The sequence below is a fragment of the Halococcus salifodinae DSM 8989 genome, from assembly GCF_000336935.1.
GTDB classification, from domain to species: domain Archaea; phylum Halobacteriota; class Halobacteria; order Halobacteriales; family Halococcaceae; genus Halococcus; species Halococcus salifodinae.
In genome coordinates, this window is sequence record NZ_AOME01000013.1 from 188753 (window position 1) to 212138 (window position 23386).

At 66.9% G+C, this 23386-nt stretch carries 23 protein-coding genes; 14 read left to right on the forward strand and 9 right to left on the reverse strand.

From position 1 onward, the window contains the following. Positions 1–52 precede the first annotated feature (52 nt). Both C450_RS02270 and C450_RS02275 read left to right on the forward strand, forming a co-directional pair. On the forward strand, positions 53–2041 hold the full coding sequence (locus C450_RS02270; protein ID WP_005039491.1) for an alpha/beta hydrolase family protein: 1989 nt from the start codon (positions 53–55) through the stop codon (positions 2039–2041). A gap of 88 nt (positions 2042–2129) precedes the next feature. Further along, positions 2130–3086, forward strand: coding sequence for a phosphotransferase family protein (locus C450_RS02275; RefSeq protein WP_005039493.1), 957 nt, complete (start codon positions 2130–2132; stop codon positions 3084–3086). A gap of 46 nt (positions 3087–3132) precedes the next feature. On the opposite strand, the gene C450_RS02280 is transcribed toward C450_RS02275, so the two are convergent. From C450_RS02280 to C450_RS02300, 5 genes are all read right to left on the reverse strand, one after another. Next, positions 3133–4788, reverse strand: coding sequence for a hypothetical protein (locus C450_RS02280; protein ID WP_005039495.1), 1656 nt, complete (start codon positions 4786–4788; stop codon positions 3133–3135). 58 nt (positions 4789–4846) lie between these two features. Continuing rightward, positions 4847–5209, reverse strand: coding sequence for a hypothetical protein (locus tag C450_RS02285; RefSeq protein WP_005039497.1), 363 nt, complete (start codon positions 5207–5209; stop codon positions 4847–4849). 167 nt (positions 5210–5376) lie between these two features. Next, on the reverse strand, positions 5377–6228 hold the full coding sequence (locus C450_RS02290) for an NAD+ synthase (RefSeq protein WP_005039499.1): 852 nt from the start codon (positions 6226–6228) through the stop codon (positions 5377–5379). A gap of 248 nt (positions 6229–6476) precedes the next feature. Further along, complete coding sequence (locus C450_RS02295; RefSeq protein WP_005039501.1) at positions 6477–6785, reverse strand: Fic family protein; 309 nt, start codon at positions 6783–6785, stop codon at positions 6477–6479. A 152-nt stretch (positions 6786–6937) separates the two neighbouring features. Further along, positions 6938–7786 (reverse strand): DUF63 family protein, encoded by an 849-nt coding sequence (locus C450_RS02300; RefSeq protein ID WP_005039503.1) that lies wholly within the window; start codon positions 7784–7786, stop codon positions 6938–6940. A gap of 83 nt (positions 7787–7869) precedes the next feature. Here C450_RS02300 and deoC point away from each other — a divergent pair, with 83 nt between their 5' ends. The 5 genes from deoC to C450_RS02325 all read left to right on the forward strand — a co-directional run bounded on the left by deoC (position 7870) and on the right by C450_RS02325 (position 13010). Then, entirely contained in the window at positions 7870–8511 is a 642-nt protein-coding gene (deoC, locus tag C450_RS02305; protein WP_005039505.1) for a deoxyribose-phosphate aldolase, read from the forward strand. Between the two features lie 164 nt (positions 8512–8675). Further along, positions 8676–10067 carry an MFS transporter gene (locus C450_RS02310; RefSeq protein WP_005039507.1) on the forward strand — a complete coding sequence of 464 codons (1392 nt, stop codon included), beginning with the start codon at positions 8676–8678 and terminating at the stop codon, positions 10065–10067. A gap of 77 nt (positions 10068–10144) precedes the next feature. After that, a complete protein-coding gene (locus tag C450_RS02315; RefSeq protein WP_005039509.1) occupies positions 10145–10648 on the forward strand; it encodes a dual specificity protein phosphatase family protein in 504 nt (167 codons plus the stop codon). A 92-nt stretch (positions 10649–10740) separates the two neighbouring features. After that, positions 10741–11985: a tRNA (N(6)-L-threonylcarbamoyladenosine(37)-C(2))-methylthiotransferase gene (locus tag C450_RS02320; protein WP_005039511.1), complete on the forward strand. Its 1245-nt coding sequence runs from the start codon at positions 10741–10743 to the stop codon at positions 11983–11985. Between the two features lie 56 nt (positions 11986–12041). Next, positions 12042–13010 carry an acetamidase/formamidase family protein gene (locus C450_RS02325; protein WP_005039513.1) on the forward strand — a complete coding sequence of 323 codons (969 nt, stop codon included), beginning with the start codon at positions 12042–12044 and terminating at the stop codon, positions 13008–13010. A gap of 3 nt (positions 13011–13013) precedes the next feature. On the opposite strand, the gene C450_RS02330 is transcribed toward C450_RS02325, so the two are convergent. Further along, the gene (locus C450_RS02330) at positions 13014–14093 is read right to left on the reverse strand and encodes a cation diffusion facilitator family transporter (protein WP_241430241.1); all 1080 of its coding nucleotides are present in this window, start codon (positions 14091–14093) and stop codon (positions 13014–13016) included. 64 nt (positions 14094–14157) lie between these two features. Continuing rightward, positions 14158–14688, reverse strand: a complete 531-nt coding sequence (locus C450_RS02335; RefSeq protein WP_005039518.1) for an HIT family protein — start codon at positions 14686–14688, stop codon at positions 14158–14160. Between the two features lie 243 nt (positions 14689–14931). Here C450_RS02335 and C450_RS02340 point away from each other — a divergent pair, with 243 nt between their 5' ends. The 7 genes from C450_RS02340 to C450_RS02370 all read left to right on the forward strand — a co-directional run bounded on the left by C450_RS02340 (position 14932) and on the right by C450_RS02370 (position 21114). Next, complete coding sequence (locus C450_RS02340; protein ID WP_005039521.1) at positions 14932–15132, forward strand: DUF7835 family putative zinc beta-ribbon protein; 201 nt, start codon at positions 14932–14934, stop codon at positions 15130–15132. Between the two features lie 163 nt (positions 15133–15295). Further along, positions 15296–16441, forward strand: coding sequence for a hydroxymethylbilane synthase (gene hemC, locus C450_RS02345; protein ID WP_005039523.1), 1146 nt, complete (start codon positions 15296–15298; stop codon positions 16439–16441). After that, positions 16438–17217 carry a uroporphyrinogen-III C-methyltransferase gene (cobA, locus tag C450_RS02350; RefSeq protein ID WP_005039525.1) on the forward strand — a complete coding sequence of 260 codons (780 nt, stop codon included), beginning with the start codon at positions 16438–16440 and terminating at the stop codon, positions 17215–17217. Before hemC ends, cobA begins: the two co-directional genes overlap by 4 nt. Beyond that, the gene (locus C450_RS02355; RefSeq protein WP_005039528.1) at positions 17214–17957 is read left to right on the forward strand and encodes a uroporphyrinogen-III synthase; all 744 of its coding nucleotides are present in this window, start codon (positions 17214–17216) and stop codon (positions 17955–17957) included. Before cobA ends, C450_RS02355 begins: the two co-directional genes overlap by 4 nt. A gap of 26 nt (positions 17958–17983) precedes the next feature. Beyond that, positions 17984–19417, forward strand: a complete 1434-nt coding sequence (locus C450_RS02360) for a single-stranded-DNA-specific exonuclease RecJ (RefSeq protein ID WP_005039531.1) — start codon at positions 17984–17986, stop codon at positions 19415–19417. A gap of 61 nt (positions 19418–19478) precedes the next feature. Then, on the forward strand, positions 19479–20501 hold the full coding sequence (locus C450_RS02365) for a sodium:calcium antiporter (RefSeq protein ID WP_005039535.1): 1023 nt from the start codon (positions 19479–19481) through the stop codon (positions 20499–20501). Positions 20502–20568: 67 nt separating this feature from the next. Then, a complete protein-coding gene (locus C450_RS02370) occupies positions 20569–21114 on the forward strand; it encodes a CDP-2,3-bis-(O-geranylgeranyl)-sn-glycerol synthase (protein ID WP_005039537.1) in 546 nt (181 codons plus the stop codon). Positions 21115–21489: 375 nt separating this feature from the next. On the opposite strand, the gene map is transcribed toward C450_RS02370, so the two are convergent. Both map and C450_RS02380 read right to left on the reverse strand, forming a co-directional pair. Continuing rightward, the gene (gene map, locus C450_RS02375) at positions 21490–22383 is read right to left on the reverse strand and encodes a type II methionyl aminopeptidase (protein ID WP_005039538.1); all 894 of its coding nucleotides are present in this window, start codon (positions 22381–22383) and stop codon (positions 21490–21492) included. Between the two features lie 43 nt (positions 22384–22426). Further along, a complete protein-coding gene (locus tag C450_RS02380) occupies positions 22427–23284 on the reverse strand; it encodes an isoaspartyl peptidase/L-asparaginase (RefSeq protein ID WP_049909797.1) in 858 nt (285 codons plus the stop codon). Positions 23285–23386 lie beyond the last annotated feature (102 nt).

The window sequence follows — 23386 nt, forward strand, 5'->3', positions numbered from 1 at the left end:
TGACATTTCAGACCACCACAAGAGCCATCCGGAGCACGGATCACCCCCGTTCATGGACGGGTTCCGAGCCGCCGTGAACGGCTACTTCGATGTCGAAGACCAACTGACACGGTATCTCCAGCAGCGGGCGGCTGAGGGGTTTACGGCCGAACGCGAGGCGAAGCGCGCCATCGACTCGTGGCGCGAGTTCGAGGCACGCCGCGAACGGGTTCGGGAGGGGTTTCTCTCGGGGATCGGCGGACTCCCCGACCGGCCGGACGATCTCGTGGTCGAGACGACGGGCGTCCTGACTCGGGACGGATACACCATCGAGTTACTCACCTTCGAGAGCCATCCGGACTTCCACGTCACGGCGAACTGTTACGTGCCAGAGGGCGACGGTCCACATCCGGGAGTGCTCTTCCTCTGTGGCCACATCGATGCGGCGAAGGCCGACCCGCTCAACCAGCGAGCGTGCATCGAGCTTGCACGGAACGGGTTCGTCGTTCTCGCCGTCGATCCGGTCTGCCAAGGTGAGCGCACGCAGTACCGCGACGCCGAGACGGACGATCCGCTGGTCGGCAGCGCCGGCGGCGCGTTCGCACACTGCTATGCCGGCCAGCAGTGTTTCTACGCCGGAGCGAACCTCGCGCGGTACATGATCCACGACGCTCGCTGCGCGCTGGATTACTTGGAGAGACGACCGGACGTCGACGACGACTGCATCGGGGTCACTGGCACCTCCGGTGGCGGTGTCCAGACGGCGTATCTCGCTCTCGTCGACGACCGGATCGACGCCGCCGCGCCGTGCTGTTCGATCACCGAACGCGAGGAATGGCTCCGGACGGGCAAACGCATCGACGCCGAGCAACTGATCCACGGCGCGATCCCGCTCGGTATCAACTACGACGACTTCGTGACGGCGATGGCACCACGACCCGTCTGCATCGGCGCAGCGGCGTCGGACGAATACTTCCCGATCGAAGGAGTCTACGAGACGGTTGAACGGGCACAGCGCGTCTACGACCTGTACGACGCCCAGGAGAGGGTCGATCTCGTCGTCGCCGACGAGACGCACTGTTCGGTCTACGAACTCGGCGACGGGATCTTCGAGTGGTTCTGTGACACCCTCGGTGACACCGAGTACGTCCCGCACGACGAGCTATCGATCGTCGACGCGGCCGACCTCCAATGTACTCCCGAAGGAAGCGTCGGAGCAGCGTACCCCGACGAACGGACCATCAACGACCTGCTCCACGAGTACGTGGCGGAGCAGTACCCCAGCGCGGGGACATCGCCGGCTGTCGACGATCGCGAGGTGGACGCGGCACGGCTCCGACAAACGCTCGTCGAGCGGCTTGATCTCGATAGGAAGGCACCCGATCCGTACCCACGATACGTTCGGGAAAGCGAAGCAGCGGGACTGAACGTCGAGCACGTCTGGTTCAAGATCGAGCGAGAGCCCGACATCGTCTGTACAGGTGTTCTCGTCACGGATCGCGACGTATCCGCTCGCTCGCCCGCCGTGGTGTGCTCCGAGCGAGGAACCGAGGCGTTGCCCGAACGAAGCGACGACATCGCGTCGTTGGCCGCCGAGTACGGAACGGTGTTCGTGTTCGATCCGCGCGGCGTCGGGGCAGTGCGGAACCGATCTATCCCGATCCCCACGTGGGTCGACGACTACTACGGGATCTATGGCACCGAGTTCAAACTCGCGTACGACGCGCTGCTGCTCGGCGAGTCGCTGTTCGGGATGCGCGTCTACGACGTGCTGCGGGCGGTCGAGTTCCTCGTCGAGGAAACCGGGTGCGGGGAGGTCTCGCTTGTCGGCGAAGAAGTCGGCGCGTACCACGCGCTGTACGCCGCAGCCGTCGACGAGCGCGTCGGAACGGTCGATCTTCGGGGGCTCGGGCCGAGCTTCCACGACATGGCGACGAGCCGGGAGTACTCCTACGATCCGCGTCTCACCGTGTTCGACGTCATCAGGGACTGTGACGTTCCACACCTCCTTGCAGCACTCGACGATCGGAATCTCCAGGTCGAGCGGTCGGCCGAGCGATAGCTCCCAGAAACCGCACGGAGAGTCGCGATCAACGTAACGTCTCCGCACCCACCACAAGAACAATCCTGGACACGGACTACGCCAGATCATGGACGACCAGGTTGCAGCGGTCCTCGACGACAGGTTCCCGGGGCGCGAAGTCGACGAGGTGAGGCCTCCGGGGCCATCGTGGAACGGGAAGAATCACACGGTCAGGGTCGATTTCGACGACGGGACAACGATCTACCTGAAAGTGGCCGTCGACGGCGACGCGACCCGCGTGGCCCGCGAGCGTGCGGCCATCGCCTACGTCGGTGCGAACAGTTCGATTCCCGTGCCAAGAGTGGTGGCGAGCGCGACCGACGATCCAGGGCCGTATCTCGCGACCGCACCGATCGACGGGCAGGATTTTCTGGAACTCTGGAGCGACGCGGAAACCGCCGAACGGGCGTCGCTGGCCCGCGAGGTCGGCGAATCTCTCGCGCGAATCCACGCCGAGCGGTTCGATCGACACGGGCACATCACCGGCGGGGACGCGGACGGTCTCGACCTCGATACGAAACCGTGGACGGATGTCCTCCTCGACAAAATCGGCGAGAAGCGCGAAATCGCCCCGTCGGAACGGTTCGATCACCACTTCGAGGAGGTCGTCGTAGCGGTCGAGGCGAACCGCGATCTGCTCGACGACACACCGGCCGCTCTGCTTCACGGCGATACCGCCAAGCCGAACTGTTTTCACACCGACAGCGGCGTGGGATTTCTCGACTGGGAGATCGCCCATGTCGGCGATCCAGCTCGGGACATCGTCCGTACCCGTGGCTATCTCGATACGCTCCGTAGCGACGGTCCCGAAGAGATCGTGACCGCGTTCCACGACGGCTACCGCGACCGCGCCGGCCGGTTTCCGGCGGGGTTCGCGGAACGCCGACCGATCTACGAGGCCGTCCGGTTCCTCGGCAACTCCGGGTTCTACGATCGTCTCGTCGAGTTCACTGGCGAGTCACCCGAGGAGATCGCGGCCTGGATCGAGGACGGAATGCGTTGCCGGCTGGCCGCGATAGCGTAGTGCTGCTCTCCCGCTAGTCGCACTTCGCGACGCTCCCCTCGACGAGTTATGTGCGGATTTTCTCCCTCAGCAGTGGTGGCAGCGTCGCCATCACGTATGCAGTGATTGTACCGAAACCGACCAGAACTCCCAGCCCCGGCAACCCTGGACCGGGCGACGGCGGTTGGACAGTCGTATTCTGGATCGTTGGGACGTCACTCGGCATGCCGAACTGACTCTCGATACGCTGGCTGGCGGTACAATCAGCGCCGTAGCCGACGTTTTGGGTCCGAACCGCTCTGACGTCGTCGGGACCCGCGTCGGGGATTCGGAGACAGCTATCCGCGAGCAGGGAGTTCGAGCGCTCGGTGGACCCACGGACGGCTGGCGCGCCCGTCATCGATCCTCCGATCTCGATGTGGTCCATCCGTACAGCCTGCGAGCCCGGGGGTGCCGAATACGGGCCCGCTCCCGGTGGGTCGATCACGATCGCTGGCGTGCCGTCGAGGTGGTTCGTCAGCCGACAGCGCCGCATCCGCCCCGCGCCGGCGCTCCCGCGATAGACGATCAGTCCCGGACACTTCTGCATCGCGTACGCCCGAACGTCCAGGTTTCTGAGGCGTGTTCCCGACTTGTCCAATCCACCGGTCTCCAATCGCACGGCGCTCACGCCCTGTACCTCGCCGATTGTGAATTCGCCAGGATGGCTTTCGGGCCACTGCCGCGCATCGAGGACGATCGTGGCCCCATCACAGAACGATTCCGCACCGCTGATCCGAACGGCCGTGTTGTTGTTGTTGACGAACCGGCCCCCGATCACCTGAACGGCTCCTCTCGTTCGGGTGGCGTAGAGCGCGTTCTCCCACCCGTGAAGCACGGGGTCAACGAACTGCACCACGCCCTCGTTCGCACGGCCGACGAACACGCCGACGATACCGCCAGCGACGTGATTCGGGGGCGGGTCGGACCCCACCCAGGCGTGCGACCCGGCGTTGGTGCCGCCGCGTGCGTGCAGATCGTCGATCCGGATGCTCGCCGTTCGGTTCTCTGCAACGGGGCGCAGCAGCGCGCCCTGGTCGTCGGCGACGGCTTCGGCCGTGCCGCGGTAGGTGAGATCGCGAACACCGATGTGGCCGTCGGTACCCAGAAGGACCGAGACGGCGGCCCGTCCGGCACGCTGATCGAACGTGAACCCCTCGAACAGCCCGCGCGAGAGGCCATGGATCTTCACCTCACAGCGGAGGCCGGAATCGAGTCGAAACGTGGCTCGGGGGCCGACGATACCGAAGGCTCCCTCTGGCGAGATGCTGAACCCATCCGAGAGGCGGTAGGTTCCGGGCGGGAAATCGAGGAGCACGCCGTCGAGATCGCCGGCAGCGTCTGCTCGTTCCAGCGCCTCGTCGATCGGATCGTTCGATCCGATGCCGAGATACCCGACCGCGTTCACGACGTGATCGAACGACGGCGATCCCGATCGCTGTGCGACGCTTCGCTCGATCTGCGCGAGGGCACGGTATGCGGTCCGTGACGGCCGCCCCGGCGTTTCGAACTGTTCGTTGTCGGGAGCCGTCTTTCGAGTCCGTTCCGTCGCGACGGTGACAGCATCGTTCGGCGTTGCGGCCCCTGTGCTCGCGAGTGCTCCGCCAGTACCGATACCGACGCTGGCGCGGAGAAGCGCACGTCTGGTGGTCGAGACGTTCGGTTTCGTCGATCGATCACTCACGGAACAGCTCTCCCGTCGTCGATACGTGCGCTACTGTGCTCCCGTGCGATCACGACTGTCACACCTCCGGGACACCAAGAACGGAAAGTGAGACGATATCCAGGGTTCCGAGCGCGTACAACGCTACGACGGAAACGAACCAGGCGACGAATCCGAGCACGGCGGCGGTCGGCCAACTGCTGGAGTACTGCAAAACGATAACGACGATCCAGATGACGAGTGCCGTCACGGGGCCGACGACCGGAACGCGGCCGGCGTAGAAGCTGATGGCAGCCCACACGACGGCCCCGACTGCTGCGGTGAGCAACGCACTCTCGGGGCGTACCGTGTCATCGACGACGAATCGCACGCCGGTGAAGATCACGAGACCGCCGACCAGCAGGCTCACCGCGAGTATGACGAATGTATCGAGGATCGCCATTCATCATCCCGATCGTGATCGGTGAAGTTATCTTTTTGTCCCTGTCGAGTGACAGAACTCGGCGAGCAGGTTCGAAGAGGGACGAACAGCAACCGACCACGGACTCGATTCGCAGCGAGTGCTATCGATCGTCGGGGTGAAGGGGGCGCGGCTCCGGAATCATCGTGTCAGCCGAGCGGTTCGGGTGCGGGCGGCATCTGACGTTTGTGCTCGCTCCGAGCGACGAGACCTTCGACCCGCTCGACGGCCGCTTCGTCGATTGCGAGTTCGCGGACGGTCGCGGACTTCGAGAGCGGCCCATCAATGTGGAGCGCGAGCACGGCGTCGAGAACGTCGTAGCTCAGACCCATCTCCTCCTCGTCGGTCTGGCCGACCCACATCCCTGCTGTCGGCGTCTTCGCCACGAGATCGTCTGGAACGCCGAGGTGGCGCGCGAGCTGGCGAACCTGCACTTTGTAGAGGTTGCCGATCGGGTTGCAGTCGACGGCCTGATCGCCGTACTTCGTGAAGTAGCCCGCGAGCGCCTCGCTTCGGTTGCCCGTCCCGAGCACGATCCGGTTTTCGAGGTTGGCGGCGAAGTAGTTGAAGATCGCGCGGGTGCGGACGCGGACGTTGCCGACAGCCGTCGTGAGCGCCGCGGAGTCCGAGTCGGTGTCGAGATCGGCCGGGAACGCCTCGCGGAACGACTCGACGACCGGTTCGATTGCGATCACGTCGTACGCAATGTCGAGATCGTCGGCGACCCGCTCGGCATCGCTCATGTTCGCGTCGTCGTTGACCTCGCTCGGCATCACGAGGCCGTGGAGGCCATCAGTACCGAGCGCCTCCACGGCCAGATACGCCGTCAGGGTGCTGTCGATCCCGCCGGAGAGCCCGAGCACCGCACCGTCTGCCCCAGCGTCGTCGACCGTTTCACGGACGAACTGGAGGATGTGCTCGCGGCGCGCATCGAGTTCGTTCTCCGAGAGGGTGAGATCGAGCGGTACGTCGGCCTCGGCGACCGCCTCTGCGTCTGGCATTGCCGGCTGTAGGCGGTCGGCTCACTAATACCTGCCACTCAGGCCGAGAAACTGGCCGTTCGGTCGCTTTGGTCACCGAGGCCGCTCGCTGAAAGCCGAGTGGCGCTGCTCAGGCGAGCCGATCGAAGAGTTCGCGGCGCTCCTCGACGATCCGTTCGATCCGGTTCTTGTACGCATCGAGATCATCGGGGTCACGCTCTTTTTCCTGACTCATGATGGGATGGTGGTAGTAGTGGTCCAACGCATGATTAATGCTCCGGCAGTCGCGATGCGTCGATATCGCCGGTTTCGAACCAGTCCGCAAGTTCGTCCACATCGAACATCCCGGCCCGCCGCACGACGCGTTCGACAAGTTCGTCGCCGGGAGGTGGCGCGATGCCGTTCTCCCGGAGATAGTTCTCCGTCACGGCCCACGCAGTCCGCTTGTTCGCGTCTTCGAAGACGTGGACGCTCTCGATTTTCCAGAGCAGCGTCGCTGCCCGGTGGTACGGATCGTCGTGCTCGGCAGCAGGTTCGAGCACTTCGCGGCGGAGCGTGCGCTTCGGGGCCGCCGTCATCGTTCACGGACATTTGAGGTCGTATATCTCCTCGATCCTGTCGTGGGCGGCGATGATTTCGGCTGGGGTCGGGAGATCGTCGGTCATCGGTCGAGCGGTGTCGGCTGAGTGATGTCGGCTCCGTTACGGTTCGTTCGTGTTGTGTGATAAATCTACGGGGTGGCGATCGTGAACAACAACAGGTTGTGGACGCCAGGCCCGAGCCCGACGGCCGCAACCGCGCCGAGCAGGAGGTATCCTTCGGCGGGCTCGTCGCGGACGTACCCGGAAAAAAGGACGACGACGACCGCCGCGAGCACGAGCTTGACGAGGATGAATAGCCAGACCGTGCCGAGAACCGGTGCCGTCGGGAGGTCGGCGGCGAACGTGATGATCGCGCGCGAGATCGGCGACTGTTCGCCGAATCCCAGAACGTCGATTCCGACCGCGGTCGAGACGCCGTCGAGCGTGTGGCCGAACACCGCGAGCGCGCCGACGCCGCCGGTGATCCGTGTCTCGGGGGCAACGCGCTGCAGGCCGCTCCAGACGACGGCCGCCAGCACCACGGCGACGATGAGCCCGACCGCCGGCCACGCCACCGTGAGTCCTCGGCGCGTCTCCACGCCGAACGCGAACGCCCACCCCACGGCCGCGATCGCGACCGCGCTCCCCACGAGCGCGACGATCCCCGGGACCGACGGCAGTCGCCACCGATCCGCAGAGAGTCCGGTCGCCGCTGTGGCCGCCCACACCGCACCCGCGAGCACTGCGATCGAGACGTAGACCGCCGGCGAGCTGAAAAACGGGGCCACGCTTTCCGGCACCGCCTCGACCTGATAGAGCACGTAGCAGCTCGACCCGGCGACCATCCACGGTGCGAACGCGACCACCACCCGCTCGGTGACCCGCGGGGCGATCCGCCGGAGTGCGACGACGACACCCGCGATCCCGATCGCCAGCACGAGGAGGACGACGGGCGACGGGAGCGTCGTTCCTTCCGGAAGAACCTGCACGGGAACCATGCCCGACGACGCGGCCGGCGGCGGCGAAAGGGTTCCGGTCGGCGGATACGCGATCTTTTGACCGTGGCTCCGTTCGCCCCGATATGGACCGCACCGCATTCGCCGCGACGATCGATCACACCATCCTGGGGCCCGAGACGACGCCGCGCGACGTCGAGCGAGTCGTGACCGAGGCCGACGAGTACGGCATGAACGCCTGCGTGCCGCCGTGTTACCTCGACATCGCGAGCGAGACTGCACCCGAGGTGACCGTGGCCACCGTGATCGGGTTCCCCCACGGCCAGCACGCCCCGGAAACGAAGCGTGCGGAGGCGGTTCGGGCGTGGGAGGACGGTGCGGACGAACTCGACGTGGTGATAAACGTCGGTCGGCTCCGTGCGGGCGAGGACGAGGCCGTCACGGCGGAGCTCGCCGAGGTGGTGGCTGCGGTGCCGCTCCCGGTGAAGGTCATCATCGAAGCCCCCCTGCTGAGCGACGACGAGAAGCGCCGTGCGTGTGGCTGTGCGGTCGACGCCGATGCCGACTTCGTGAAGACCGCTACCGGGTTCGCGGAGGGGGGTGCGACGGTTGCCGATGTCGAGCTCATGAGCGAGTTCCTCCCAGTCAAGGCCAGCGGCGGCGTCGGCAGCTACGAGGAGGCGAAAGCGATGCTCGAAGCGGGCGCGGAGCGGATCGGTGCGTCGAGCGGCGTGACGCTCGTCGAGGAGTTCGAGAGCGGCGAGTGAGACCAGGCCGTCACAGCGCCACCCGGGACGATCGCGGACCCGCGATTCCAACGACGACCGAAATCGGTTGAAGTCGATCGGTCTTCAAAAGCGGAACTGATTGCTGATCTTCCTCGCTATTAAGTACGTGTGGCTGTGGGTCTTCGATACGGGAAATCGAATCGATGTCGAAGGGAGAAACGGTCACCGTCGCGGAGGTGCTCGATCGCATCCCGATCGGCGCGTTCCACCGCCGGCTGCTCGCGATCTGTGGCAGCGCGTGGGCGCTCGACGGGATGGAAGTCATCATCATCAGCTTCACCCTTCCTGTACTGATCGAGGCGTGGACGCTCTCGGGGCTCTCGGCCGGGTTGCTCGGCTCGGCGAGCCTGATGGGGATGGTGCTTGGCAACTGGGGGTGGGGCTGGTACGCCGATCGGTACGGTCGCCAGGTCGCCTTCCAGTGGACGGTGCTTCTCTACGGCGTCTTTACCGGGCTGACCGCGCTCGCGGTCGGCTTTTACTCGGGGTTCGCGCTGCGCTTTCTGACCGGCATGGGCCTCGGCGGCGCGCTCGCAGTCGACACCTCCTATCTCTCCGAGCATCTCCCGACCGACCGCCGGGGCCGGTATCTCGTCTACCTCGACGCGTTCTGGCCGGTGGGCTACGTGCTCGCGGTGGTGCTCGCGTGGGTCTTCCTCGCCGCGCTCCCTTCAGGAGGGATGATCGCGGTGCCGGTCGTGGGTGCGGTGGCGGGCTGGCGGCTGCTGTTCGCGGCCGCCGCGTTCCCCGCCTTGCTGGTGTTCGTGATCCGCTCACAGCTCCGTGAGACGCCCTACTACCTCGCGCGCACCGGCGATGTCGAGGGCGCGAACGAGCGCCTCGCGGCCATCGCCGAGGAGAACGGCGAGGAGCACGCCCCACCCGACGTCGAGGGGGTCGAATCGACCGCCGCTGCGAGTGTCTCACGGCTGTTTGCGCCGGACATCCGCCGACAGACCCTGATGATCGCGGCGGCGTGGTTCGCGATCAACTTCGGCTACTACGGCGTGTTCATCTGGCTGCCACAGACTGTGGGCGCGGCGGGTGTGGTCGGCAACGTCTACGGCTACTTCCTGCTCGTCGGCCTCGTCCAGTTCCCGGGCTACTTCAGCGCGGCCTATCTCGTCGAGAAAATCGGTCGAAAGCCAACCCTCGGCAGCTATCTCGTGCTCTCGGGCGTGTTCACCTTCGTTTTCGCGACGGCGATGCCCGGCGTCTCGCTGTTCGGTCTCGGCCTCTCCGGATTCTGGCCCTTCTTCGGCGGGCTGCTCGCGGCGAGTTTCTTCTCGCTCGGGGCGTGGGGCGCGATCTACGCCTACACGCCCGAGCTGTTCCCGACCGAGGCGCGCGCGACCGGCAACGGCTTTGCGGGCGGGGTCGGCAAGATCGCGGCCGTCATCGGCCCGATCCTCGCGGACGCGCTGGTCGAGGTCGGCTATCTCGCTGCGCTCGTCCCGCTCGCGATCGCGTTCGCTGCCGGCGGAGTCGTAGTGCTGGCGTTCGGCCGCGAGACGAGGGGCGAGCCGCTGCGGTAGAGAGGCCGTCACGGTCCGGCGATCACGTTCGCTGATCGACCGAACGCTTCATTGTCGGTGAGAGGGCTCGTGCTGGCATGAATCCGGACGAGCCGGACCGAACGGCCCCCACACCGAACCGGACGGACACCCCGGAGCCGATCGTTCGACCGTTCGGCTACGTGGCTGATGAACCGATCGTCCGTCGGATCGGCGATCGGGACCTGTTCCTCGGGAACTGGTTCGCCGCCGCTCCCGAGCGCCACGACCACGCGTTTGCGCACGTCCTCTCGGCCACCAGTGAGGAGCGACCGCTGACGACCCATCACCACCCGCTCGACGATGGGCCAGGCAACGATTGGCCGGCGTTCGAGGCCGCGGTGGATACGGCGCGAGCGCTCTACCGACGTGACGGCTCGGTGCTGATCCACTGCAAGGCCGGGATCTCGCGGAGCAGCGTGCTGGTGGCGACGACGCTCGCCGCCGAGGAGGATCGTCGGCTCGATGACGCGTTCGCCATCGTCCACGAGGCTCGCCCGCACGCCGTTTCCCATCCGGCGCTTCACGAGTCGGCGGTGATCTACCTCGCCGCCAGGCGATAGTCGGCCTCATCCGAAAGACGACGTGAGACCCGCTCCGGGAGGACGAGTCGTCGCGCTTTTTGCTGCGCACGCCCGAGGACCGACGACAGCGGATGGCCAGTTATCACCTCGAAACCTACGGTTGCACCGCAAACCGCGGGGAGAGCCGCGCGATCGAGCGCCGGCTCCGCGACGGCGGCCATCACCCAGTCGACGGCCCCAAAGCGGCCGACGTGGCCATCCTCAACACCTGCACCGTGGTCGAGACCACCGAGACGAACATGCTCAGTCGGGCGCGCGAGCTCGAAAGCGAGACCGCGGATCTCGTCGTCACCGGCTGCATGGCGCTCGCCCAGGGCGAGGAGTTCGCCGACCTCGACGCCACGGTCTGTGGCTGGGACGAAGTCCCCGAGGTCGTGCTGAATGGCGAGTGTCCGACGGCGACCCCCGGCACGGAGCCGATCCTCGACGGGAAGGTCGGCATCCTCCCGATCGCGCGGGGCTGCATGAGCGACTGTTCGTACTGCATCACCAAGCACGCGACCGGCAAGATCGACTCGCCACCCGTCGAAGAAAACGTCGAGAAAGCCCGCGCGCTGGTCCACGCCGGCGCGAAGGAAATTCGCGTTACTGGCCAGGACACCGGCGTGTACGGCTGGGACGACGGCGAACGGAAGCTCCACGAGCTCCTCGATCGGATCTGTGCCATCGACGGCGACTTTCGGGTGCGTGTGGGGATGGCGAACCCGAAGGGAGTACATGGAATCCGCGAGGAACTCGCCGACGTCTTTGCGGCAAACGAGAAGCTCTACAACTTCCTCCACGCACCGGTCCAGAGCGGAAGCGACGACGTACTCGGAGAGATGCGCCGCCAGCACCAGGTGCGCGAGTTCCGCGAGGTGGTCGAGACCTTCGACGACCGCCTCGATCACTGGACGCTCGCGACCGACTTCATCACGGGCTTCCCGACCGAGACCGACGCGGACCACGAGGAGTCGATGGATCTCCTCCGCGAGACTCAGCCCGAGCGAATCAACGTCACGCGCTTTTCGAAGCGGCCTGGCACCGACGCCGCCGAGATGAAGGGCCTCGGCGGCACCAAAAAGAAGGAGCGGTCGTCGGCGATGACCGACCTGAAGATGGACGTTGTGGGCGCGGCCTACGAGTCGATGGTCGGCGAGCGCCACGAGGTGCTGGTCGTCGAACCCGGCACCGGCGAGTCGGTCAAGTGCTACGACGAAGCCTACCGCCAGGTCATCATCCAGAACGCACCCGAACACGGCGTCGCGCCTGGTGATCTCCTCACCGTCGAGATCACGGGGCAGAACACGGTGTACGCGTTCGGCGAACCGGTCTGAGGAAGACCGACATCGTCCGTAGAGTTATTCCGTTCCGGTTCGTCGATTGTGGCTGTATGGCACACACCGAACGCGAGTACACCGTCGATCACCGACTGAGCGATCGCGACGAGAACATCCACAGCGCGTGGGACAACGGCCTCGATCCCGCGCTGACCGTCGAGCCTGGCGAGGTCGTCCGGTTCGAGTGCCGCGACGCGGTCGACGGCCAGGTCGACGTCGAAACCACCGTCGCGGACGTCCCGGACGTGAGCTTCGATCCCGTCCACCCGCTCACGGGACCAGTAGCAATCGAGGGCGCGGAACCGGGCGATGTCCTCGAAGTCGAACTGCTCGACTGCCAGCACAAGGGCTGGGGGTACAACGTCTTCTTCCCTGGCGAGATGGGGCTCGGACTGCTGCCCGACGACTTCGAGGAGCCAGGCCTCCACATCTGGGATCTGGAGGGGGACGTCGGCCAGTTCGTGAACGGCATCGAGGTCCCGCTCGACCCGTTCCCGGGCACCATCGGAGTCGCACCAGGCGAGGACGGCGAACACGACACGCTCCCGCCGCGCGATGTCGGCGGGAACATGGACGTCAAACATCTCACCGAAGGCTCGACGCTGTACTTGCCCGTGGAAGTCGAGGGCGGGCTGTTCTCGACTGGCGACTGCCACGCGGCTCAGGGCGACGGCGAGGTCTGCGTGACCGGGATCGAAGCGCCGATGTTCGTGACCGCGCGGTTCGACGTCCGCTCGGACATGGAGATCGAACAGCCCCAGTTCCGAACAGAAGGACCGTTCACGCCCACCGGCGTCGACGAGCCGATGTACGGAACCACGGGGATCAGCGACGACCTCATGACGGCGACGAAGAAGGCGGTGCGTCACATGATCGATCACCTCCACGACGAGCGCGGGCTGACCCGAGCGGAGGCGTACATCCTGTGTTCGGCCGCGATCGATCTGAAGATCAGCGAGGTCGTCGACGCACCCAACTGGACGGTCTCGGCGTACCTTCCCGAGAGCATCTTCCCGGAGTAGTCGTCACTGGCGGCTGCCGTTCGGCCCGGGCTCGCTACCGTCGTCGGACTCGCTTCGCTCACGGCTTCGCCGTTCGCTGTTTCGAGGCGCTTCCTCCGGTCGCGCCTCGCTCCGCTTGACCGACGTGGATCGCCTCGCTGTGCTCGGCTCACCGTCGTCGGGACGTTCCTCGGTTCGGCGAACCAGGCGATCGGCGTCCGGGTCCGCCTTCCACTCGTCGAGTTCCTTCGGGTCGAGATGAACGAACACGTCGTCGACGCGGTCGAGCGTGCGAATCGATGCGACGACCGCGCTCTCGATCGCGTGAGCCTCCCTGAGCGTGCGATCGCCCTCGACCTCGATGTGGAGGCTGACGTCGATCTCCGGACCCACGTAGTGAGCGATCACGTCGTGTGCACCCTCGACATCGGGGTGGGCGAGCGCGCGCCGGAGGATTCTGGCCTGGAAGTCCTCGGACGGTGCGCCGCCGACGAGGTACGGCAGATTGTCTCGGACGACCTCGACGCCCGTATAGAGGATTCCCACCGAGACGATCGCGGCCGCGAGGGGGTCGAGCAACGGAAACCCGAGCCGTGCGCCGAGCACGCCGCAGAGTGCCGCTCCCGCGGTCAGCACGTCGTTGCGGTTGTCGAGCGCGGTCGCGGTCAGCGCGGGCGAGTCGTGGGTCCGGCCGGCAGCGAGACAGTACCGATACAGCCCGAACTTGGCGATCGCCGCGCCAGCGAGCACTACGACCGCGATCGGGCTGCCGGTTGCGGTCACGTCCCCGGCGGCGATCGCGGTGAGCGAGCGCCACAGAACCGTGCCGCCGGTGAGAAAGACCGCGAGCGCGATCGCGAGCGCGACGAACGGCTCGATCCGCTCGTGGCCGTGGGGGTGTTCGCTGTCGGGTGGCTGGGTCGTGAGATAGAGCCCACCGAGCACGACTGCGGCGTAGCCCGCATCGACGAGGGAGTTCGCGGCCTCCGAGCCGACTGCGAGGCTCCCGGTGGTGACCCACGCGCCCCCTTTGACCGCGACGAGCACGACGTTCGCAGCGAGTACGAGCAGCCCGACCCGCCGGACCGCGGCCGCACGACTCATCGTCGACGGTTGGCGAGCGGACGGCATAGACGCTTCGACACGCCGAGGCTGGCGGGGCGTGGACTCACTCGATGACGATCGCCTCGTCGGGACCGGGATCACGGACCCCGTCCTGTGCGGCGAACGCGTCGTGGAGGTGATCGTAGGTGTCGTCGATCGCTTCGACGATCACCTTCGTGTCGCTCACCACCGGCATGAAATTGGTGTCTCCCTGCCAGCGAGGGACGACGTGAGTGTGGAGGTGATCGTCGATCGAGCCGCCGGCCGAATCTCCGAGGTTCATCCCGGTGTTCGCCCCATCAGAGTCGAGCCCGTCGTCGATCGCGGCGAGCGTGCGCTGGACGAGCCGCGAGTGATCGAGGAGTGCCTCGTCGTCGAGGTCGGGGTACGAACCGGTGTGGCGGTAGGGAATCACCATCGCGTGGCCGGGGTTGTACGGGGCGTTGTTCAGCAGGCAAAAAGCGTGCTCGCTCCGAGCCACGATCCGCGATTCTCGGTCCGCATTGCGTTCGGGAAGCTCACAGAACGGACACCCATCGCCGTCGTCGTCGCGCTCGACCCACTCGATGCGCCACGGGGCGAACACCTGCTCCATGTGGGGGCTGAGCGGTGGCGCGGTTAGAGCCTTTCCGGATGTATCGAGTGTCGATGAAACCTGTATAAAAGCTTTTCGGCCGTTCTCGACTGTTTCGGGCGGGATGAACGGTTGAACGGTCGGTGGCAAATTCCGTTTTTCGGGCCTGTTTCGCGGGCGGTTGGCGCTATCGGCGATTGAACCGTCGGAACTGGAGCCAACGGAATTGGAGGTTTATGATGGCGACACCCCGAGCACTTGTCGATGTCAACCCGCACCGATGCTGCAGACGGCGTCAGCGAATCCTGCGATGTCTGCGACCGCGATACCAGCCATAGCGTCTCGATCGAGCTTCGCACCGAGAGCGGCAAAGCCGAGAACGCGGAGTTCTCGCGCGAACCCTACCGGATCAGCGAGTGCATGATCTGCGGCGAGGAGACGGCACTGCGGATGAACAACGCGTAATCGGGTTTTCTCCACCGCACCGCCCAGCCCGAAAGCCCGTGGCTCGTCGCCAGCCGAATCCGAACCTCCGCCGTTTGCCCGGCCCGTTTACTCACGAGCAGACAGAGCAACAGTCACGTACGTCTCTCGAAGGTGGTTTGAAGCTCGGTGTCCGAGAGCAGGTATGAACGCGCGCGACGGGACCATCCGGCTGGCGACGCGGGGTTCGGACCTCGCTACCCGCCAGGCGGCGACGGTGAAAGAACGCCTCGAAGCCCGCCGCCACACGGTCGAGCTGGTCGAGGTCGAAACCACGGGCGACCAGCTCCGCGACGAACTCATCCACCGGCTCGGCAAGACCGGTGCGTTCGTCCGTGCGCTCGACCAGCAAGTCCTCGACGGCGACTGTGACGCCGCAGTGCACTCGATGAAGGACGTTCCGACCGAGAGCCCCGACGGTCTCGTGATCGCGGGCGTCCCCGAACGCGCCACCGCCGGTGATCTGCTCGTCACGCCCGACGGAACGACGCTCGACGATCTCCCCGACGGGAGCGTTGTCGGTACGTCGAGCCTCCGGCGGACGGCCGAACTGCTCGCAACGCGGCCCGATCTCGACGTTCAGCCGCTTCGCGGGAACGTCGACACTCGAATCGAGAAGCTGCTCGCGCCGCACCGCCAGCGCGAACACGAACGGCGGATGGAGGCCGCAAACACGGACGAAGAGGGGAGCGAGAGCGATGGAGAGGGCACGGACGACGGGAATGCGGACGACCTGCCGGCGTACGAGCGCACGCCCCAGGAGTGGTTCGACGATCTGAACGAGATCGAGCGCCAGTCACTGGAACGCGAGGTCGAGACCGAATTCGACGCCATCGTGCTTGCGGCGGCGGGACTCGAACGTTCGGGTCTCGCGCGCCACGTCCCTACCCGCGAACTGGCGACCGACACGTTCGTCCCGGCAGCCGGCCAGGGCGCGCTCGCGGTCACGGCCCGGGACAGTGACCTCGCCGAGACCCTCAACGAGGTACTGGATCATCCCCGAACGCGCGTTGAAACCACCGTCGAGCGAGTGGTTTTGGAGGAGCTCGGCGGTGGCTGTGTCGCACCGATGGGCGCACACGCGGTCATCCAGGGTGAGTACGTCCGGGTCGCGGTCCGGGTACTGAGTCGGGATGGAACCGAAGAGGTGGCCGCGACCCGCGACCTCCCGATCGAGCGCCATCCGACGGCGGCCCGCGATCTCGCCGACGACCTCGCCGACCGGGGTGCAGCCGATCTGATCGAGCAGGCCAAACGGGACGACGAAGGGGAGGCGAAACGCGCGGAATGACCGGGAACGAGACCGACACCGAAACCGACTCGGTCGGCATCGTCTCTCTCGTGGGGAGCGGTCCGGGTGATCCCGAGCTCCTGACCGTGAAAGCCCGCCGACTCATCGACGAGGCCGACGTCGTGCTCCACGACAAGCTCCCCGGGCCGGCGATCATCGAGACGATCCCCGAAGGGAAGCGCGAGGATGTCGGCAAGCGCGCGGGCGGCGATCGCACAAGCCAGGAGTACACCAACGAGCGGCTGGTCGAACTCGCCCGCGAAGGCAACCACGTCGTTCGGCTGAAGGGCGGCGACCCGTTCGTGTTCGGTCGCGGCGGCGAGGAGGCAGCCTATCTCGCCGAGCACGGCGTCGATTTTCGCGTCGTGCCCGGCGTGACCTCGGCGCTCGCCGGCCCCGCGCTCGCGGGCATCCCCACGACCCACCGCGAGCACGCCTCGTCGGTGTCGTTCGTGACTGGCCACGAGGACCCCACAAAGGAAGAATCAGCGGTCGACTGGAACGCGCTCGCCGCCACCCACGGCACGATCGTGGTACTGATGGGTGTCGGCAAACTGCCCGGGTACACCGCCGCACTCCGCGAAACCGGGATGAGTGGTGAAGTGCCGGTCGCGCTGATCGAGCGCGCGAGCCGGCCTGACGAACGGATCGTGACCGGCACACTCGAAACGATCACCGGGGTCGCCGATCGCGAGGGTATCGAGCCACCTGCCGTCACCGTCATCGGCGACGTGGCCGGCGAGCGCGATCGGGTGCGGGAGTTCCTCCAAAGATGAAGGTCGCAGTGTTCCGGCCGGCCGACGAGCGCATCGAACGGGCGAACGATCTGCTCGTATCGCTCGGCGTCGAACCGGTAGCGGACCCGATGCTCGCGATCGACACCACGGGAGCCGTGCCACGGACGGACGCCGAGTACACGATCCTGACGAGCAAGACCGGCGTCGAGATCGTCGCCGACGTGGGTTGGGAGCCGGAGAGAAAGGTGTGTGCGATCGGCACCGCAACCGCCGACGCGCTCCGGGCGGCGGGCTACCAGGTCGATCACGTCCCCGGAGAATTCTCCTCGACGGGTCTCGTGGCCCATCTCGCCGACGAGGTCCCCGGTGCGCGCGTTGAGGTCGCCCGGAGCGATCACGGGTCGGCGGTGCTCACCGACGGCCTCGCCGAGCACGGTGCGTACGTCCACGAGACAATCCTGTACGAGCTCGCTCGGCCGCCGGAAGCGGGTCGCTCGGCCGAACTCGCCGCCGACGGCGATCTCGCGGCCGCGCTGTTCACCTCCTCGCTCACGGTCGAACACTTTCTCGAAGCGGCCACAGAACGCGGGCTCCACGAGGCGGCGATCGACGGGTTGGAGAGCGCGGTCGTCGGAACGATCGGCGAACCGACCCGGGCAACTGCGGCGGCCGCAGGGATCGGCGTCGACATCGTGCCAGCGGAAGCGACGTTCGACGCGCTCGCACGGACTGCGGTCGATCTCCTCGACGAGACGGCCGCCAACGGTCCGGAGACTTAAACCGGATCGCGCGCCAATCGGGAACAATGGCCTCACCGGTCCCCGAGCTCGCCGACGACGCCCGAGCGTGCGCCGACGCACTCGTGGGGGCCGACCGAGTGCTCGTGGCCTCCCACATCGACGCCGACGGACTGACCAGTGCGGCGGTCGCCGCACAGGCGCTCGAACGCGCGGAGATCCCCTTCGAAGTCGTTTTCGAAAAGCAGCTCGACGCCGACGCGATCGCCGAGATCGCAGCCACCGAGTTCGAGACCGTGCTGTTCACCGACTTCGGCAGCGGTCAGCTCGACCACATCGCGGAACACGAGGCCGCAGGTGCGTTCACACCGGTGATCGCCGATCACCACCAGCCCGCCGACGCCGACACCGAACACCACCTGAACCCGCTGCTCGTCGGCCTCGACGGATCGTCGGAGCTCTCGGGAGCGGGGACGGCGTACGTTCTCGCACGGGCGCTAGCGGAGCATGGCGGTGACGCGCACGGAGGAACGACCGAAAACCGCGATCTCGCGGCGCTCGCAATCGTCGGCGCGGTCGGCGACATGCAAGCAAGCGACGGCGAGCTCACGGGCGCGAATCAGGCGATCGTCGGCGAGGGCTGTGCAGCGGACGTCCTGAACGAAACCACCGATCTGGCACTCTACGGCAAACAGACCCGGCCGCTCCCGAAACTCCTCGAATACGCGACCGACGTCCGGATCCCAGGGATCTCGGGCAGTGAGCGCGGGGCACGCGAGTTCCTCTCCGGGCTCGGCCTCGATCTCGAAGACGACGACGGCTGGCGGCGGTGGGTCGATCTCACCGCCGACGAGCGACAGGCGGTGGCGAGCGGTCTCGTCAAGCGCGCGGTCGATCGCGGCGTCCCCGCCGGGCGGATCGACGAGCTGGTGGGGACGACCTACACGCTGTCAGGCGAGCCGACGGGCACGGAGCTCCGGGACGCCAGCGAGTTCTCGACGCTGCTCAACGCCACCGCCCGCTACGACCGCGCCGACGTCGGCCTCGCGGTCTGTCTCGGCGATCGCGACGAGGCGCTCGATCGGGCGCGACGCCTGCTCTCGAACCACCGTCGGAACCTCGCGACCGGCCTCGACTGGGTGAAGCGAACGGGCGTGACGGGCGAGGAGCATCTCCAGTGGTTCGACGCCGGCGAGGAGATCCGCGAGACCATCGTGGGGATCATCGCGGGGATGGCGCTCGGGGCCGACGCGACACGTTCGGACAAGCCGATCGTCGCGTTCGCCACGAAAAACGACGCCGAGAGCAAGGTTTCGGCCCGCGGGAGCCATCGGTTGGTGCGGGAGGGGCTCGATCTCTCGGCGGTGATGGGCGAGGCCGCGCGCGCCCTCGGCGGCGACGGCGGCGGCCACGACGTCGCCGCCGGGGCCACGATTCCGACCGAGGAGAAAGAGGCGTTCGTCGAGCGTGCGGACGCGATCGTGGCCGACCAGCTCGACTGAGTCGGCAGTCGTCGAGCGATAACAGGAGTGTTATGGGATCGGCCGTCGGTAGCGTCGGACGATGAGCGCGACTCAGGTCGCCCTGTACGCGGTGATCGCCGTCGTGGCTACCGCCGGCGTGTGGAAGGGGAGCAGCCTGCTGGAACGCGCCAGTGATCGACTGTCGACGTACTACGGCTTGCCGGCGGTCGTCCAGGGAGCCATCGTCGCGGCGGTCGGGTCGAGCTTTCCGGAGCTTTCGGCGGCCGTGCTCTCGACGCTGCTCCACGGTGAGTTCGATCTCGGCGTGAGCGCGATCGTCGGCTCCGCAGTGTTCAACATCCTCGTGATCCCGGCGCTCAGCGGCTACTTCAGCCGGGGCGATCTCGAAGCGGATCGCACGCTGGTGTACAAGGAGGCCCAGTTCTACATGCTCGCGGTCGCGGGGCTCCTCATCACGTTCGCGCTCGCGGTCATCTACAACCCGACCACGCCGGGCTCGCTCGTCGGCACCGTCACGCGGCCGCTCGCGCTCGCGCCGCTCGCCCTCTACGCGCTGTACGTGTTCATCCAGTACCAGGACGTCATCGAGCACGAATCGACCGAGCCAACCGACGGGATAAACGTCGTGCGGGAGTGGGCGGTGCTCGCGGTGAGTCTCGTCGTCATCGTGATCGCGGTCGAGGGGCTGGTCCGGGCGGCAATCGGGTTCGGTGACCTCTTCGATACCCCGAGTTTCATCTGGGGACTGACCGTCGTCGCGGCCGGAACCAGCCTGCCCGACGCGTTCGTGAGCGTCAAAGCAGCGAAGCGCGGCGAGGGTGTGACCAGCCTCGCGAACGTCCTCGGCAGCAACACGTTCGATCTCCTCGTCGCGGTGCCCGCGGGCGTGCTGGTCGCCGGCACCGCGCCGATCGACTTCGCCGCCACCGTCCCGATGATGGCGTTTCTCACCGTCGCGACGCTGGTGCTCTTTACCGTTCTCAGGACCGATCTGACGCTCACCGGACGGGAGGGCGGCGTCCTGTTGGGCGTCTACGGGGTGTTCGTCGGCTGGCTCGTTCTCGAAACCATCGGCGTGCTCGGATTTATCCCCGGCGTGTAGCGGTCGCTCCGCGTGACGCGGCCTCGAACTCCGACAGTATCATACCGCCGACCGCCGATCCGGCGGTATGGACCCTGTCGCAGTCATCGCCGTCGCGTTCTGGGCGATGCTGCCGGCGTACGTTCCGAACAACGCCGCCGTTCTCGTCGGCGGTGGTCGTCCCATCGACAACGGGCGGACGTGGCGCGGTGCGCGCGTGCTCGGCGACGGCAAGACGTGGCGCGGGACCGCCGCTGGCGCGATCGCGGGTATCGCGCTCGCACTCGTGCTGAATGCCGTCGAGCCCACCGTTTCGGGTGCGACCGGCCTCCCGCTTCCGACGTTTCCCCCCATCGCGATGGTCACACTGCCGATCGGCGCGATGGTCGGCGACGCGGCCGCTTCCTTCCTCAAGCGTCGCACCGGCCGCGAACGCGGCGCGGCGTTCCCCGGCGTCGACCAGTTCGATTTCGTCCTCGGCGCGCTCCTCCTGACGGCGCTCGGCGCGTTCGAGTGGTTTACTGCGACGTTCACCCTCCCCGTTCTCCTGGTCGTCCTCGTCGCCACCCCGTTGCTCCACGTCGGGACCAACGTGATCGCCTATCGGGTGGGGCTGAAAAGTGAGCCGTGGTAGCACCTTTTTACTTCGTCGGGTGCGCTCGCTTCGCTCACGGGTCGCTCCACTCCCCGTTCGCATCGAGGCGCTCCCGTCGGTCGCGCCTCGCTTCGCTCGCACACCCCTCCTCGTAAAAATCTGCACCAAAAACCCCCGCTCACTCTCTTCGGTCGTTCGCGGTGAACCGTGCTCGCTTCGCTCGCACGGACGGTCCCGCCGTCCGCTCCGCACAGCACCGCCCGAGCCCTCGGTCGCTCCGCTCCCTCGCCCTCGATCCACCGAGGGGCCGCAGCCGCACTCCAACCGCACCGCCGAAGCCCTCGCTCACTTCGTTCGCTCGCCCTTCATCCGCCAGGCCCGCACCGCCGCCGCACCACACCCGCAACTGCCGTCTCAGCGCTCGGTCGTCACTTCACAGCCGTCCTCGGTCACGATGATGGTGTGCTCTTTCTGACTCACGAGCGCGCCATCGTCCTCTTTCAGCACCGGGTAGCCGTGAACCACGTTCTGGCGTTCGAGCCGGCGGAGCGCCATCTCGGGACGATCGACGTCGAGCCATCGGGTGGCGAAGGGGAGCGTGCGGAACTCCTCGGTGATCTGATCGAGCGCCTTGCGCGCGTCCCGGTTTCTGACCGACTGTTCGCGGTCGAGCGCGTAGATCTGCTCGTCACCGCCCTCCGAGACCTTCCCGCCACCGTCGGTGGCGAACGGCTCGACGGCGACCACGTCGCCCGCTTCGAGTTCGACGCTCTGGCTCACCGCGCGATTCGGGATGTTCGGCGGGGTGTGCTGGTCCCACCGGCCGAGCCCGTGGCCGGTGAGGTTGACGACGGGGTTGTAGCCGTAGTCGTCGATGACCTCCTCGATCCGTGCACCGATCTCGCCGGTCTCGACACCCGGTTCGACGAGGTCGAGCGCGGCGTCGAGCGCGGCTTCGGGCGCTTCCGCGAGGTCGTCGTGGCCCGAGAGATCGACCGTAATAGCGGTGTCGGCGAGCCAGCCGTCGACATGTACCCCGATGTCGAGGTTGATCATCTCCTCGCCGAACGTGGCGTCGTCGTCGGCGCTCGGCGTGGCGTGGGCGGCCTCCTCGTCGATCGAAATGTTCACTGGAAACGCGGGCTCGCCACCCAGCTCGCGGGTACGCTCCTCGGCCCACTCCGCAACGTCGAGATGGCTCGTGCCGACCTCGACGCGCTCGGCGGCTTCCTCGCGCACTTGAGCGAGGATTTCGCCTGCCTCACGGTGTTTCTCGTACTGCTCCGACGAGAGGTCCACGTCGCTCATGGCTCGACGTTGGACCGAACCACCAAAACGCCTGCCGTTCGGCCTACGACTGCTCTGCCGTACTGGTCTGCATCGCGTCGGTGTTGTACGCGCTGCCCACCCTGCCCTCGTCGTCGAGTACGATGATTCCCGCCCCACCGTCGGTCTCGACCGCCAGCTCGTCGATGGCGTGCTCGGCGGCCGTCTCGGGACTGTCGCCGGCTTCGAGCCGCTCGACCGCCAGCCGCGAGAGCGTCATCCGGGCGATGTCCTCACCGGCCCCAGTCGCGCTCGCGCCGCCCGCGGGCGTCGCGTAAAACCCGCTCCCGACCTGCGGGACGTCACCCACCCGCCCGGCGAGCGCACACCACCGCCCGCCGGTCGAGGTCGCCGCCGCAATTTTCCCATCCTCGACCGCGACCGCACCGACCGTATCCGATCCGCCGAACTGCTCACGAACCCACGCGAGCCGTTCATCGGTATCGCCTTCGTCGGGCGGCGAGAGATCGGCCCACCGCTCGCGTGTCCGCTCGGTCGTGAGATCGGCCTCGGTCTCGACCCCGAACCCCTCGGCCAGCGAGACGGCATGGTCGTCGGCGACGAGCACGTGTGGCGTCTCCGTCATCACCGTGCGGGCGACCGTCGCGGCGTCGCGGACGCCGGGCATCGAGCAGGCTGCCCCCACCTCGCGCTCGTCGGTCATGATCCCCGCGTCGGTTCTGACGACCCCGTCGTCCTGGATCGCCCCGCCGACGCCGGCGTTGAATCGTGGGGCACGTTCGAGCACGCCGATGGCGGCGACGACCGCGGCGGTCGGTGTCGGTTCCCCTGTGCCGGTCGCCGCGGCCTCGTCGAGAACTTCCTGGCGTGACTCGGGATCGTCGGGTGCGCTGCCCGCTCCGCCGTGGACGATGAGCTGCATACGTGCGCCACCGGGGCCGGTCGCATAACCCTCACGAACCGGCGCGGAACGCGGAGAAGCCGGATCGGAGAACGGTAAACCTTTGAGCGCGCCACGCGGATT

Bases quoted from the DNA above. Each gene is read 5' to 3' on its own strand.
- C450_RS02270 (WP_005039491.1), top strand. From the start codon at position 53: ATGGACGGGTTCCGAGCCGCCGTGAACGGCTACTTCGATGTCGAAGAC.
- C450_RS02275 (WP_005039493.1), top strand. From the start codon at position 2,130: ATGGACGACCAGGTTGCAGCGGTCCTCGACGACAGGTTCCCGGGGCGC.
- C450_RS02285 (WP_005039497.1), bottom strand. From the start codon at position 5,209: ATGGCGATCCTCGATACATTCGTCATACTCGCGGTGAGCCTGCTGGTC.
- C450_RS02290 (WP_005039499.1), bottom strand. From the start codon at position 6,228: ATGCCAGACGCAGAGGCGGTCGCCGAGGCCGACGTACCGCTCGATCTC.
- C450_RS02295 (WP_005039501.1), bottom strand. From the start codon at position 6,785: ATGACGGCGGCCCCGAAGCGCACGCTCCGCCGCGAAGTGCTCGAACCT.
- C450_RS02300 (WP_005039503.1), bottom strand. From the start codon at position 7,786: ATGGTTCCCGTGCAGGTTCTTCCGGAAGGAACGACGCTCCCGTCGCCC.
- deoC (WP_005039505.1), top strand. From the start codon at position 7,870: ATGGACCGCACCGCATTCGCCGCGACGATCGATCACACCATCCTGGGG.
- C450_RS02310 (WP_005039507.1), top strand. From the start codon at position 8,676: ATGTCGAAGGGAGAAACGGTCACCGTCGCGGAGGTGCTCGATCGCATC.
- C450_RS02315 (WP_005039509.1), top strand. From the start codon at position 10,145: ATGAATCCGGACGAGCCGGACCGAACGGCCCCCACACCGAACCGGACG.
- C450_RS02320 (WP_005039511.1), top strand. From the start codon at position 10,741: ATGGCCAGTTATCACCTCGAAACCTACGGTTGCACCGCAAACCGCGGG.
- C450_RS02325 (WP_005039513.1), top strand. From the start codon at position 12,042: ATGGCACACACCGAACGCGAGTACACCGTCGATCACCGACTGAGCGAT.
- C450_RS02330 (WP_241430241.1), bottom strand. From the start codon at position 14,093: ATGAGTCGTGCGGCCGCGGTCCGGCGGGTCGGGCTGCTCGTACTCGCT.
- C450_RS02335 (WP_005039518.1), bottom strand. From the start codon at position 14,688: ATGGAGCAGGTGTTCGCCCCGTGGCGCATCGAGTGGGTCGAGCGCGAC.
- C450_RS02340 (WP_005039521.1), top strand. From the start codon at position 14,932: ATGTCAACCCGCACCGATGCTGCAGACGGCGTCAGCGAATCCTGCGAT.
- hemC (WP_005039523.1), top strand. From the start codon at position 15,296: ATGAACGCGCGCGACGGGACCATCCGGCTGGCGACGCGGGGTTCGGAC.
- cobA (WP_005039525.1), top strand. From the start codon at position 16,438: ATGACCGGGAACGAGACCGACACCGAAACCGACTCGGTCGGCATCGTC.
- C450_RS02355 (WP_005039528.1), top strand. From the start codon at position 17,214: ATGAAGGTCGCAGTGTTCCGGCCGGCCGACGAGCGCATCGAACGGGCG.
- C450_RS02360 (WP_005039531.1), top strand. From the start codon at position 17,984: ATGGCCTCACCGGTCCCCGAGCTCGCCGACGACGCCCGAGCGTGCGCC.
- C450_RS02365 (WP_005039535.1), top strand. From the start codon at position 19,479: ATGAGCGCGACTCAGGTCGCCCTGTACGCGGTGATCGCCGTCGTGGCT.
- C450_RS02370 (WP_005039537.1), top strand. From the start codon at position 20,569: ATGGACCCTGTCGCAGTCATCGCCGTCGCGTTCTGGGCGATGCTGCCG.
- map (WP_005039538.1), bottom strand. From the start codon at position 22,383: ATGAGCGACGTGGACCTCTCGTCGGAGCAGTACGAGAAACACCGTGAG.
- C450_RS02380 (WP_049909797.1), bottom strand. From the start codon at position 23,284: ATGCAGCTCATCGTCCACGGCGGAGCGGGCAGCGCACCCGACGATCCC.